Genomic DNA, 12,895 nt, shown 5'->3' on the forward strand with positions numbered 1-12,895 from the left:
GCGACCAATTGCGGCGATCCGGTGGCGGCCGGGCTGCGCCCGGTGCACAGTGATCTCATGAACGACAGCGGAAGTGGTGGGCACTACTACTGGTGCACCCGACACCACCGGGTCGAGACCGATGCCGACGTGTGCCCTGCCAAGCATGTTCTCGGACCGTACCCCTCGGCTGCCGACGCGGAGGACGCCCTGCGGAAGGTGCAGGAGCGCAACGAGGCGTGGGAGGCCGAGGACGCCCGCTGGGCCGGGGAGGGCAACTGAACGGCGCGGGACGGCCCGCGTCGAGGAACTCCGTGCCTCCGCGAGGTGGCACGCGGGAGCATGTCCCCAAGGAGGGAACCGAGATGGCCGAAGCACGAAAGGCCACCACCCGCCCGGCCGCGAAGAAGACCGCCGCGGCGGAGCGGACCGCAGGTGCCACCCGAAGCACCGCCGCCCGCCGCGCCACCACGGCCACGGCGACGGCCCGCAGGGCACCGGCCGGCAAGGCGTCCCCGAACGCGGCGGGCGCCGGTTCGGGACGTACGCCGGCCACCGGCCCGGCAGCGGCGAAGAAGACGGCGGCGGCCAGGAAGACCACCGCCGCGCGGAAGAGCGCGCCGGCGACGAAGGCCCCGGCCTCCAGAAGCACCGCGAAGAAGGCGCCCGCCTCGAAGTCGACCGCGAAGGCCGCGCCGGCCAAGAAGGCCGCCAGCCGGGCCACCTCGGCGGCGAGCAGGGCCACCGGGACGGCGAGGAGGACCACCACCACGGCGAAGACCACCACCGCGGCGAAGACCGCCGGCGCGGCGAAGAAGACCACCGCGGCGAAGACCACCACGGCGGCCCCGAGGGCCACGGCGGCGAAGAAGACCACGGTGGCGAAGAAGACCACCACGGCGAAGAAGGCCCCGGCGAAGAAGACCACGACCGCGAAGAAGGCCCCGGCCAAGAAGGCCACCGCGCGGACCGCGCCGGCGTCGAAGTCGACCGCGAAGAAGGCCCCGGCGAAGAAGGCGACCGCGACGACCACCCGCAAGGCGGCGGCGACGAAGGCGCCCGCGAAGCAGACCGCCGCCCGGAAGGTCACCGCCCGCAAGGCCCCGGCGCGTACGGCGGCGGCCCGGGCCACCGCGCCGACCAGCGCCCGGTCCCGCGCCCGGAAGGCCACCGGCTGACCGTACGGTGACCGTCGCCCGCCTGCCGGAGAGCGGATCACGCGCCACGCTGCCAGGATTGACCCGTGGTCATCCGACGTGTGCTCGCGCCCCGCATCGACTTCGGCGCGCTGCGCCGCGAGCTGGGACTGCCTGACGGCTTCCCGGTCGCGGCGCAGCGGGAGGCGGACGAGGCGGCTGCCGCGCCCCCACCCGCCGTGGCCGATCGCACCGACGTCCCGTTCGTCACGGTCGACCCGGCCGCCTCCCGGGACCTGGACCAGGCGATGCACCTCAGCCGCCGGCCCGGCGGCGGCTACCGGGTCCGGTACGCCATCGCCGACGTCGCCACCCACGTCCGGCCCGGTGGCGCGCTGGAGGCGGAGACCTGGCGGCGCGGCCAGACGGTCTACCTCCCCGACGGCAACGTGCCGCTGCATCCGCACACCCTCAGCGAGGGGGCGGCCAGCCTGCTGCCCGACGCCGACCGGGCGGCGGTGCTCTGGACCATCGACCTCGACGCGGACGGCGCCACCGTCGCCGTCGAGTTGGTACGCGCCCGGGTCCGCAGCCGCGCCAAGCTGGACTACGCCGGGGTGCAGGTGGCCGCCGACGCCGGCCGGCTGCCCGAGCCGATCGCACTGCTGCCCGAGATCGGCGCCCTGCTCGCCGCCCGGGGCCTGCGCCGGGGCGCGGTCAACCTGCCGCTGCCCGAGCAGGACGTCGAACCCGACGGGGACGGCTGGCGGCTGGTGCTGCGCGGCCCCGGCCCGATGGAGGACCACAACGCCCAGATCTCCCTGCTGACCGGGATGGCGGCGGCCGACATCATGCGCGCCGGCCGGATCGGGCTGCTGCGTACCATGCCGCCGCCGAAGCCGGAGGCGGTGGCCCGGCTACGCGCCGCCGCCGACCCGCTGGGTGTGCACTGGCCGGACGGGGCCCGGGTGGGCGAGGTACTGGCCGGGCTGGACGCCTCGCAGCCCCGGGCCGCCGCCTTCGTCGACCAGGCGGCCGAGCTGATGCGGGGAGCGGCGTACACCGCGTTCGACGGGGAACTGCCCGAGCAGCCCGAGCACGGCGGGGTCGCCGCCGCGTACGCCCATGTCACGGCCCCGCTGCGCCGACTGGCCGACCGGTACGCCACGGAGGTCTGCCTGGCCCTGCACGAGGGCCGGTCGGTGCCCGACTGGGCCCGGGCGGCGCTGCCGAAGCTGCCGGAGGTGATGGCCTCGACCGACCGGACGGCGGGTGCGGCCACCCGGGGTGCGATCGAGCTGGCCGAGGCGGTGCTGCTTGGACACCGGGTGGGCGAGACGTTCTCGGCGGCGGTGCTGGACGTGGACGCGCCCCCGAACGGCCAGTCGAAGCCGGGCCGGGTCCCGGGCGGGACGGTGGCGCTGGACGATCCGCCGGTGCGGGCCCGCTGCACCGGGGAGTTGCCGCTGGGCGAGCGGGTCACCGTCCGGCTGGTCACCGCCGACCCGGCCGCCCGCAAGGTCCTCTTCGAGCGCGCCTGACCGCCGGTCGATTCGGTGGGACTGTCGCCAGAGGTCGGCGCGCGCCGCCAGGGTCACCGCGCCTCGCACTGCTGCCGGCCGGGACGGTTTGCGAGGATGGCCGTATGGCATATGACGCGAGCACCCTCCCCGACGTGTCCGGGTTGACCGTCGGCATCATCGGTGGCACCGGCGACCAGGGGCGGGGCCTCGCCTACCGGTTCGCCCGGGCCGGCCAGACCGTGCTGATCGGGTCCCGCTCGGCCGAGCGGGCCAGCGAGGCGGCGGCGGAGATCGCCGCGCTGCCCGGGATGCCCGCCGGGGTCGACGTGACCGGTGCCGGCAACGACGAGGTGGCCCGGCGCAGCGACGTGGTGGTGATCGCGGTGCCGTGGGACGGGCACGCCGCCACCGTCGCCGCCCTGGCCGAGCCGCTGGCCGGCAAGATCGTGGTCGACTGCGTCAACCCGCTCGGCTTCGACAAGCATGGCCCGTACGCGCTGCCGGTCGCCGAGGGCAGCGCGGCGCAGCAGGCCGCCAAGCTGCTGCCCGACTCCCGGGTCTGCGCGGCGTTCAACCACGTCAGCGCGCCGCTGCTGGCCGACCCGGAGGTCGACCGGATCGACCTCGACGTGCTGATCTGCACCGAGGACCGGGAGTTGGTCGACGTGGTCGGCGCGTTGGCCGCCCGGATCCCCGGCATGCGCGGCATCTACGCCGGCCGGCTGCGCAACGCCCACCAGATCGAGGCGTTCACCGCCAACCTGATCGCCATCAACAAGCGGTACAGGGCCCACGCCGGCATCCGCGTCACCGACCTCTGACGGTGCGCAGGTAGGAGCGGGTCACCCTGGCCGGCCCGCCGCCGCCTCCCTCTCCGCCCCGCCTCCACCCCCGCCCCGCCCCGTGCGGTCGGGAGTGGACGGGGCGGGGGAGACGAAGGCAGGGGGAGCGCGTCGGCGAGGGGCTGCCGGGGGTCAGAAGGTGTGTTCGGGGGCGGGGAAATCGCCGCCGCGTACCTCGTCGGCGAAGCGGCGGGTGGCCTCGGCGAGCGTTCCGGCCAGGTCTGCGTAGCGCTTCACGAAGCGCGGTGCCTTCCCGTTGCGCAGGCCGGCCATGTCCTGCCAGACGAGCACCTGGGCGTCGGTGTCCGGGCCGGCCCCGATGCCCACGGTGGGAATCGCCAGCTCGGCGGTGACCCGCTTGGCCACCTCGCCCGGCACCATCTCCAGCACCACCGCGAACGCCCCCGCCTCGGCGACCGCCCGGGCATCGGCGAGCACGTCCTCGGCCGCGTCGCCCCGGCCCTGCACCCGGTAGCCGCCGATGGCGTGCTCGCTCTGCGGGGTGAAGCCGATGTGCGCCATCACCGGGATGCCCGCGCCGGTGATGGCGGCGATCTGCGCCGCGCAGCGCCGACCGCCCTCCAGCTTCACCGCGTGGCAGCCGCCCTCCTTCATGAACCGCACCGCCGTACGCAGTGCCTGCGTCGGACCCTCCTCGTACGAGCCGAACGGCAGGTCGCCGACGACCAGTGCCTGCCGGGTGGCCCGGACCACAGCGCGGACCAGCGGCAGCAACTCCTCGGTGGTCACCGGGACGGTGGTCTCGTAGCCGAAGACGTTGTTCGCCGCCGAGTCGCCGACCAGCAGCACCGGGATGCCGCTGCCGTCGAAGATCGAGGCGGTGTACTGGTCGTACGAGGTGAGCATCGCCCACCGGTCGCCGCGCTCCTTGGCGGCGATCAGGTCGCGGGTACGGACCCGCCGGGTGGCCGGGCCGCCGTAGAGGGCGGTCACCTCGGTCGGGGTGGACTCCACCATGACTGTCTCCTTTCCTCGAGGCCGCTGTCGCGGTCCCCGGGTTCTGCCGCGATCGTCGCACCGCGAGACCGGTCAACGGCAGGGAACAGTGCAGGATTTCACTCCCCCGAGACGGCTCCCGCGCCCCGCCTCCGTGCTGTCCGGGGCGCAGCGGCCGTCAGCCGTGCTCGCGCCAGCGGTTGGTGATCGGCAGCCGGCGGTCCCGACCGAACGCCTTCATGGAGATCTTCGTGCCCGGCGCGGACTGTCGGCGCTTGTACTCGGCGCTGTCCACCATGCGCAGCACCCGGTCCACCACCGCCGGATCGTGGCCGGCCTCGATCAGACCGGCCCGGCCCAGGTCGCCGTCGACGTAGCCGATCAGGATCGGGTCGAGCACGGCGTAGTCGGGCAGGCTGTCGCTGTCGAGCTGGCCGGGGCTCAGCTCGGCCGACGGCGGCTTGCCGATGGAGTTCTCCGGGATCGGCGCGGTCTCGCCCCGGCGGGCCGCGTCGGCGTTGCGCCACTTCGCCAGCCGCCAGATCAGCGTCTTCCAGACGTCCTTGACCGGGTTGAAGCCGCCGACCGAGTCGCCGTACAGGGTGGAGTAGCCGACCGCCAGCTCGCTCTTGTTGCCGGTGGTGAGGACCAGGTGGCCCTCCTGGTTCGACAGCGCCATCAGGATCACCCCGCGTACCCGGGCCTGGAGGTTCTCCACCGCCAGCCCGGACAGCGACATGTTGGCCAGGAAGGTGTCCACCATCGGCTGGATCGGCTCGACCCGGTAGTCCAGGCCGGTCCGCTTGGCCAGGTCCTCCGCGTCGGCCCGGGAGTGCTCCGAGGAGTGCTGGCTGGGCAGCGAGACGCCGACCACCCGCTGCGGCCCGAGCGCGTCGACCGCCAGCGCGGCGACCACCGCCGAGTCGATGCCGCCGGACAGGCCCAGCACCACCGAGGGGAACCGGTTCTTGTTGACGTAGTCGCGCAGGCCGAGCACCAGCGCCTGCCACACCTCGGCCTCGTCGGCGGCCGGCTCCATCGTCCCGCCGTGGGCGGCCGGCCCGGTCGGGGCCGGCGGGACCACCTCGACGGTACGACGTACCACCCGCATCCCGTCGGCCAGGTCCTCGGCCTCGGCGGCGTGCCGGCCCGCCTCGGGCAGCTCCACGTCGTGCACGAGCAGGTGCTCGACGAACTGCGGTGCCCGGGTGAGCAGGGTGCCGTCGGCCGCCACGATCATCGAGTCGCCCTCGAAGACCAGCTCGTCCTGGCCGCCGATCATGTTGACGTACGCGATCGGGGCGCCGGCCTCGGCGGCCCGGCGGCGGACCAGCGGCAGCCGGATGTCGTCCTTGTTCAGCTCGTACGGCGAGCCGTTGATGTTGACCACCAGGCCGACGCCGGCCTGCCGGGCCACCGCGAACGGGCCGCCGGCCTGCCACAGGTCCTCGCAGATGGTCAGCGCGACGTCCACCCCGCCGACCCGCACCACGGTCAACGTGTCGCCGGGGACGAAGTAGCGGTCCTCGTCGAAGACGCCGTAGTTGGGCAGGTGGTGCTTGAAGTAGCTGGCCACGATCTCGCCCCGGTGCAGCAGCGCGGCGGCGTTGCGGGCGCCCCGGCCCGGTTGGGCGTCCCCGCTGACCTGCGGCGGGCCGTCGGCGTCCAGGTAGCCGACCACGACCGGCAGGTCGCCGAGGCCGTCGGCGGCCAGGTCGGCGGCGAGCCGGCGCAGCGCGGCCTGCGAGGCGGCGACGAAGGACCGGCGGAAGACCAGGTCCTCGACCGGGTACCCGGTGAGCATCAGCTCCGGGAAGGCGACGAGTTGGGCGCCGGCGTCGGCGGCCCGGCGGGTCCAGGCGCGGATCAGCTCGGCGTTGCCGGCGGTGTCGCCGACGGTCGGGTTGACCTGGCACAGGGCGAGACGCAGGGTGGGCATGACCTCATCTTGCCCCAGCGGTGGGCCGACGACCCGGCGGCTCCGACGAGACGGCGGCCACCCGAGCCGGCGGCTCCGACGAGACGGCGGCCACCCGACCCGGCGGCTCCGACGAGACGGCGGCCACCCGACCCGGCGGCTCCGACGAGACGGCGGCCACCCGACCCGGCCGCCCGGCCGTCCCGGTGGTCGCCGCCGGGCCGGCACGCTCGGCCGGGCGCCCCGGCCGTACCGGGGCCGGGCCTGATCCGGCGGTCGGGACACGAGGGGACGGGCGGCGACAGGTCGCGTAACGTCTGCTTAACCAGGCCGGGGAACACTGGGCGGTCAGGTCGGACCGGCCGACCGGTGCCGGACGTACGTCGCGAGGGGTTGGGGAAGTGGACCGTCAGCAGGAGTTCGTCCTCCGTACGCTGGAAGAGCGGGACATCCGGTTCGTCCGGCTGTGGTTCACCGACGTGCTGGGCACGCTCAAGAGCGTCTCCGTCGCCCCGGCCGAGCTGGAGGCGGCCTTCGAGGAGGGCATCGGCTTCGACGGCTCGGCCATCGAGGGCTTCGCCCGGGTCTTCGAATCCGACATGGTCGCCATGCCGGACCCGACCACCTTCCAGGTGTTCCCGTTCGAGGGCGGGGTCAGCGGCGAGAGCGCCCGGATGTTCTGCGACATCCTGCTCCCCGACGGCGGCCCGTCCTGGGCGGACCCACGGCACGTGCTGCGCCGGATGCTGTCCAAGGCGGCCGAGAAGGGCTTCACCTTCTACACCCACCCGGAGATCGAGTTCTTCCTGCTGGAGAACGGCCCGCAGGACGGCTCGGTGCCGACCCCGGTCGACACCGGCGGCTACTTCGAGCACACCACGCACGCCGTCGCGCGGGACTTCCGCCGGCAGGCCGTGCTGGCGCTGGAGCGGATCGGCATCTCGGTGGAGTTCAGCCACCACGAGGTGGCCCCCGGCCAGCAGGAGATCGACCTGCGCTACGCCGACGCGCTGACCACCGCCGACAACATCATGACCTTCCGGCACGTGGTCAAGGAGGTGGCGCTCTCCACCGGGGTGCAGGCCAGCTTCATGCCGAAGCCCTTCACCGACCAGCCGGGCAGCGGCATGCACACCCACCTGTCGCTGTTCGAGGGGGAACGCAACGCGTTCCACGACTCGGGTGACCCGATGAAGCTGTCGAAGGTGGCGAAGTCGTTCATCGCCGGCCTGCTGATGCACGCCCGGGAGTACACCGCGGTCACCAACCAGTGGGTCAACTCGTACAAGCGGCTCTTCCCGCAGGCGTTGCCGGACCGGATCACCGAGAGCCCGGCGTACGTCTGCTGGGGTCACCTCAACCGGTCCGCGCTGGTCCGGGTGCCGGCGTACGGCAAGCCGAACTCGGCCCGGGTGGAGGTCCGTTCGCTGGACTCGGCGACCAACCCCTACCTGGCGTTCGCGGTCATGCTCGGTGCCGGCCTGAAGGGCATCGAGGAGGGCTACGAGCTGCCGCCGGGCGCCGAGGACGACGTGTGGTCGCTGACCAGCGCCGAGCGGCGGGCGATGGGCTACGAGGCGCTGCCGGAGAACCTGGCCGAGGCGATCGACGTGATGGCCGGCTCCGAGCTGATCGCCGAGGTGCTCGGCGAGCACGTCTTCGACTTCTTCCTGCGCAACAAGCGGGCCGAGTGGGAGCAGTACCGCCGCGAGGTCACCCCGTACGAGCGGCAGCGCTACCTGTCGCTCTAGATCGTGGTGGCGCGGTGCCGCTATCGTCTCGATCACCGTGCCGGCACCCGCCGGGCGTAGGAGGTCGGGAGGCCGTCGGTGCTGGAGGATCTGCTCACCGGAGCATGGCAGAGCGTCGTGTTCGGTGTCGTCGGGGTGGCGCTGATGGTGGCCGGCTTCCTGCTGGTCGACATGCTCACCCCGGGCAAGCTGCGGGAGCTGATCTGGGTACGGCGCAACGGCAACGCCGGGTTGCTGCTCGCCGCCAACCAGCTCGGCATCGCCGGGATCGTCTTCACCGCGATCCTGACCAGCTACCACGACTTCGCCAAGGGGCTCGCCTCCACGGTGCTCTTCGGGGTGATCGGGCTGGCCATCATGGCGCTGGCCTTCTTCGTGCTCGACCTGCTCACCCCGGGCCGGCTCGGCGAGATCATCTGCTCGGACGAGCCGCACCCGGCGGCCCGGGTCAGCGCCGCCACCCACTTCGGGGCCGCGCTGATCGTCTGCGCCTGCATCGCCTGAACCGATCCGTCGCCGGGCTGCGCCGCCCCCGGGTCGACGTTTCCCAGTGAGGTCGCCTGCCGCCGCCCCGCGCGGAGACCGGATTCCCGTCGTCGAAGCGCTGCCGGAGCAGGTACGCCGCGAACTGCCGCTGGCCGGCCCGCCCGAGCGGGTCGGCGTCGCGGCGTGGTGGCAGCGGCGAGCAAGAGGTTTCCGCAGGTGCAAACCCTTCCAGTCGGCGACCGCCAGTTCTTTCATGAGTATCGATGATGAATCCCTGGTTTCAAGGGATCGAAGCTGCTAACTTCCTGGCACCGCGTTCGCAACTTCTTGCAACGCCTTCAGTATCTTGCGCCCGCCGGCCGGGCGTGGGTGTCAGGAGAGCCACCATGAGGCGGACCACCACCATCCGTCGCCGGTGGAGCGCGCTCGCGCTCGCCGTCGGCGTGGCCGCGAGCCTGCTGCCGCTCACCGCGGCGGTCGCGGCCAACACCGTCACCGTCTACTACCAGCCACCGACCGCCTGGGGCGCCTCGGTCAACATCCACTACGGCGTCGACGGTGGTAGCTGGACCGCCGTCCCGGGCGTCGCCATGGACACCGCCTGCACCGGGTGGCGGCGCAGGACCATCGACCTGGGCCCGGCCACCGGACTCCAGGTCGTGTTCAACAACAACGCCGGCACCTGGGACAACAACAACGGGGCCAACTACCGGCTGGGCACCGGGGTGGTCACCGTCGCCGGCGGCCGGATCGGCAGCGGCGACCCGTGCGGCACCGGCACCCCGTCCCCGTCCCCGACCGCCAGCCCGTCACCGGGCGGCGCCACCGCCGAGGTCTGGTACCACCTCGCCACCCGGGGCTGGACCGCCGCGAACCTCCACTACCGGCCCACCGGCGGTGCCTGGACGGCCGTACCCGGGGTGGCGATGGCGGCCGGCTGCGCCGGCTGGGCGCGGCGGGTCGTCGACCTGGGCACCGCCACCGGCCTCACCGCCGCGTTCAACAACAACGCCGGCACCTGGGACAACAACAACGGGGCCGACTACACCCTCGGCACCGGGCGCAGCACCGTACGCGGCGGCGTGGTCACCCCGAACGCCGCCGACCCGTGCCTGCCCACCACCCCGGACACCACGCCGCCGTCCACCCCGGCCGGGCTCACCGCCACCGCCGACGGGCTGTCGGTGACGCTGTCCTGGACGGCCGCCACCGACGACAACGGCGTCACCGGGTACGAGCTGACCCGCACCGGGGGGACCGGCGGCACCACCACCGTCACCACCACGGCGACCCGGTACGTCGCGTACGACCTCGCGCCGCGCACCGCGTACACCTGGACGGTGCGGGCGCTGGACGCGGCCGGCAACCGGTCGGCGGCGAGCGCGCCCGCCACCGCGACCACCGGGACCGCCCCGCCGGTGGGTGGTACGCCGCTCGGCGGCGACCCGCGCGAGGACAGCATCTACTTCGTGATGACCGCCCGCTTCGCCGACGGCGACAGCGCCAACAACCGGGGCGGCAGCCAGCACGTGAAGTCCGGCAACGAGGCGAACGGCGACCCGATGTTCCGGGGCGACTTCAAGGGCCTGGTGGACAAGCTGGACTACATCAAGGGCCTCGGCTTCTCGGCCGTCTGGATCACCCCGGTGGTGCTCAACCGCTCCGACTACGACTTCCACGGCTACCACGGCTGGGACTTCTACCGGGTGGACCCACGGCTGGAGAGCCCGGGCGCCAGCTACCAGCAGTTGATCAATGCGGCCCACGCCAAGGGCATCAAGATATTCCAGGACGTGGTCTACAACCACAGCTCCCGCTGGGGTGCCAAGGGGCTCTTCGTCCCCACCGTCTACGGCGTCCGCGACGAGCAGTGGAAGTGGTACTACGACCAGCCGCAGGCCGGCCGGGAGTACGACCCGACGGTCGAGCACGACGGCAACGACCCGACGCTGACCGCCGCGCAGAACGCCAAGGCCAAGGGCCGCCCCTACGACGGCGACCTCTGGTCGAGCACCGCGCCGACCGCCAACCAGTGCCTGCGCTGGGGCACCCCGAACGGCGCGTACAGCCAGGAGGGCTACACGATCTACCACTGCCAGTGGCCGGTGCCGACCGGCAAGCTCTTCCCGGCCGACCTCTACCACCAGTGCTGGATCGGCAACTGGGAGGGCGAGGACGCCCGTAGCTGCTGGCTGCACGAGGACCTGGCCGACTTCAACACCGAGAACGCCACCGTCCAGCAGTACCTGATCAACGCGTACAACCGGTACATCGACATGGGCGTGGACGGCTTCCGCATCGACACCGCCGTGCACATCCCCCGGGTCACCTGGAACCGGCGCTTCCTGCCCGCCATCCAGCAGCACGCGGTGGCCCGGCACGGCGAGAAGGGCAGGGACTTCTACGTCTTCGGCGAGGTCGCCGCGTTCGTCAACGACAAGTGGAACCGGGGCTCGGTCAACCACTCCGCGCAGTTCTACACCTGGTCCGAGCGCAGGGAGTACAGCGCGGACGACGTCAAGGCCGCGATCGAGCAGTACGACTACGAGCAGCTACTCGGCCCGGGCGGGCAGCCCACCAGCGACAACGCCTTCCTGCGCGGCAACGACTACCACGCCCCGGACCACTCGAAGTTCTCCGGCATGAACGTCATCGACATGCGTATGCACATGAACTTCGGTGACGCCAACAACGCCTTCGGCAACGGCCGGGACTCCGACGACAGCTACAACGACGCCACCTACAACGTCGTGTACGTCGACAGCCACGACTACGGGCCGAACAAGTCGAACACCCGCTACACCGGAGGCACCACCGCCTGGGCGGAGAACATGAGCCTGATGTGGACGTTCCGTGGCATCCCGACGCTCTACTACGGCTCGGAGATCGAGTTCCAGAAGGGCGCGAAGATCGACTGCGGGCCGACCTGCCCCCTGGCGACCACCGGGCGCGCCTACTACGGCGACCACCTGGCCGGCAGCGTCACCGCCACCGACTTCGGCGTCGTCGGCAGCGCCAGCGGAGCGGTGGCCAGCACCCTCGGTCAACCGCTGGTCAAGCACGTGCAGCGACTCAACCAGATCCGCCGGGCGGTGCCGGCCCTACAGAAGGGGCAGTACTCGACCCAGGGGATCACCGGCAACCAGATGGCGTACAAGCGCCGCTACACCGCCGGCGGGGTGGACAGCTTCGCCCTGGTCACCGTCTCCGGCAGCGCCACCTTCACCGGCGTACCGAACGGGACGTACCGGGACGCGGTGACCGGGGACGTCAGGACCGTCACGAACGGCACGCTGACCGCCTCGGTCAGCGGCCAGGGCAACCTCCGGGTGTACGTGCTGGACCTGCCCGGCAACCCCGCGCCGGGCAAGATCGGCGCGGACGGTCCCTACCTGAGGTGACCCGACGCCGTCCGCCCCGACGAGCCCCGCCGGGGCGGACCACCCCCTGAGCCGCCCCCCTGGGCCGCCCCCCCTGGGCCGCCCCCCTGGGCCGCCCCCCTGGGCCATCGTCGGCCGTCGGCCGTCGGCCCGGCATGATCCACTCCAGTTCGCCGATGTGGCGGTGTTCCGGTCGTCGGGACACCGCCACATCGCCGTAATGGAGTCGATCATGCCCGCGTCGCTCACGCGGCTCGGGGCCGGGCGTGCGGCCCAGATGGGGGGTGGGGTGGTGTGGCGGGAGGGGTGAGGGGGTGCGGGGTGGCCCCGCCGCGGGTCGGCCGGGAGGAGACCAGCGGCCGGGAGGGAGCGGCGGGGCCACCCGGGTCACTTGCCGGGCGTACCCTCGGGGCCGCCGTGGTGGCCGCGGCCACCCGGGCCCGGGAACACCCCGGCCTCGACGGCCTTGGTGATCGCGTCGGCCTGCTCCTGGGTGAGCTTGCCGTCCTTGACCGCCTGGTCCAGCCGGTCCTTCAGCTTGGCCTGCCGGTCCTCGGGCGAGGGGCGCTCCGGCCGGTCACCCTTGCCCTGGTGCTGCGCGCGCACCTTCTCCAGGGCGGCGGTCACCTTGTCGGTGGGGACACCCAGCTCCTTCGCCAGCGCGTCGGCGAACTCGTTCTGCCGGTCGGCGCGTTGCTGCTGCCGCTCGGTGCCCTGGTCGGCCGTGCTGCTGGCGGTCGGGGCCGGGGTGGCGCTGTCCTCGGCGAAGGCCACCGTGGGAGCGGCGATCCCCACGCCGAGCACTCCGGCGGCGGCCAGGCCGACCAGCAGGTGTTTCTTCGACATCGTGCGGGACATCAGTCCTCCAGTACGTCGGTGGTGGTGCGTTGACGTCACCGACAGTGACCGCTGAACCTGGAGGA

The 12,895-nt window shown here is 72.9% G+C and carries 10 protein-coding genes; 7 read left to right on the forward strand and 3 right to left on the reverse strand.

Features of this window, described 5'->3' with window-relative positions:
* Positions 1 to 57 precede the first annotated feature (57 nt).
* The 4 genes from ACIQG9_RS08925 (at position 58) to npdG (ending at position 3,459) form a co-directional block, all read left to right on the forward strand.
* Entirely contained in the window at positions 58 to 261 is a 204-nt protein-coding gene (locus tag ACIQG9_RS08925) for a hypothetical protein (RefSeq protein WP_400399469.1), read from the forward strand.
* An 83-nt stretch (positions 262 to 344) separates the two neighbouring features.
* The gene (locus ACIQG9_RS08930; protein ID WP_400399471.1) at positions 345 to 1,157 is read left to right on the forward strand and encodes a histone; all 813 of its coding nucleotides are present in this window, start codon (positions 345 to 347) and stop codon (positions 1,155 to 1,157) included.
* Positions 1,158 to 1,222: 65 nt separating this feature from the next.
* On the forward strand, positions 1,223 to 2,656 hold the full coding sequence (locus ACIQG9_RS08935; RefSeq protein ID WP_400399473.1) for an RNB domain-containing ribonuclease: 1,434 nt from the start codon (positions 1,223 to 1,225) through the stop codon (positions 2,654 to 2,656).
* Between the two features lie 104 nt (positions 2,657 to 2,760).
* A complete protein-coding gene (npdG, locus tag ACIQG9_RS08940) occupies positions 2,761 to 3,459 on the forward strand; it encodes an NADPH-dependent F420 reductase (protein WP_400399475.1) in 699 nt (232 codons plus the stop codon).
* Positions 3,460 to 3,612: 153 nt separating this feature from the next.
* Here npdG and panB read toward each other — a convergent pair whose 3' ends face one another.
* Positions 3,613 to 4,458 (reverse strand): 3-methyl-2-oxobutanoate hydroxymethyltransferase, encoded by an 846-nt coding sequence (gene panB, locus ACIQG9_RS08945; protein WP_400399477.1) that lies wholly within the window; start codon positions 4,456 to 4,458, stop codon positions 3,613 to 3,615.
* A gap of 157 nt (positions 4,459 to 4,615) precedes the next feature.
* Entirely contained in the window at positions 4,616 to 6,376 is a 1,761-nt protein-coding gene (locus tag ACIQG9_RS08950; RefSeq protein ID WP_400399479.1) for an NAD+ synthase, read from the reverse strand.
* Positions 6,377 to 6,756: 380 nt separating this feature from the next.
* Between ACIQG9_RS08950 and glnA the strand changes: the two genes are divergently transcribed.
* The 3 genes from glnA to ACIQG9_RS08965 all read left to right on the forward strand — a co-directional run bounded on the left by glnA (position 6,757) and on the right by ACIQG9_RS08965 (position 11,993).
* Positions 6,757 to 8,106, forward strand: coding sequence for a type I glutamate--ammonia ligase (glnA, locus tag ACIQG9_RS08955; protein WP_400399481.1), 1,350 nt, complete (start codon positions 6,757 to 6,759; stop codon positions 8,104 to 8,106).
* A 78-nt stretch (positions 8,107 to 8,184) separates the two neighbouring features.
* A complete protein-coding gene (locus tag ACIQG9_RS08960) occupies positions 8,185 to 8,610 on the forward strand; it encodes a DUF350 domain-containing protein (RefSeq protein ID WP_400399483.1) in 426 nt (141 codons plus the stop codon).
* Positions 8,611 to 8,978: 368 nt separating this feature from the next.
* Positions 8,979 to 11,993 carry a carbohydrate binding domain-containing protein gene (locus tag ACIQG9_RS08965; protein ID WP_400399484.1) on the forward strand — a complete coding sequence of 1,005 codons (3,015 nt, stop codon included), beginning with the start codon at positions 8,979 to 8,981 and terminating at the stop codon, positions 11,991 to 11,993.
* Between the two features lie 366 nt (positions 11,994 to 12,359).
* Here the strand turns inward: ACIQG9_RS08965 and ACIQG9_RS08970 are convergent, their stop codons facing one another.
* Complete coding sequence (locus ACIQG9_RS08970) at positions 12,360 to 12,830, reverse strand: hypothetical protein (protein ID WP_400399486.1); 471 nt, start codon at positions 12,828 to 12,830, stop codon at positions 12,360 to 12,362.
* Between the last annotated feature and the right edge of the window lie 65 nt (positions 12,831 to 12,895).

Source organism: Micromonospora sp. NPDC092111 (genome assembly GCF_044755745.1).
Taxonomy (GTDB): domain Bacteria; phylum Actinomycetota; class Actinomycetes; order Mycobacteriales; family Micromonosporaceae; genus Micromonospora.

Bases quoted from the DNA above. Each gene is read 5' to 3' on its own strand.
- ACIQG9_RS08950 (WP_400399479.1), bottom strand. From the start codon at position 6,376: ATGCCCACCCTGCGTCTCGCCCTGTGCCAGGTCAACCCGACCGTCGGC.
- ACIQG9_RS08930 (WP_400399471.1), top strand. From the start codon at position 345: ATGGCCGAAGCACGAAAGGCCACCACCCGCCCGGCCGCGAAGAAGACC.
- ACIQG9_RS08925 (WP_400399469.1), top strand. From the start codon at position 58: ATGAACGACAGCGGAAGTGGTGGGCACTACTACTGGTGCACCCGACAC.
- npdG (WP_400399475.1), top strand. From the start codon at position 2,761: ATGGCATATGACGCGAGCACCCTCCCCGACGTGTCCGGGTTGACCGTC.
- panB (WP_400399477.1), bottom strand. From the start codon at position 4,458: ATGGTGGAGTCCACCCCGACCGAGGTGACCGCCCTCTACGGCGGCCCG.
- ACIQG9_RS08970 (WP_400399486.1), bottom strand. From the start codon at position 12,830: ATGTCCCGCACGATGTCGAAGAAACACCTGCTGGTCGGCCTGGCCGCC.
- ACIQG9_RS08965 (WP_400399484.1), top strand. From the start codon at position 8,979: ATGAGGCGGACCACCACCATCCGTCGCCGGTGGAGCGCGCTCGCGCTC.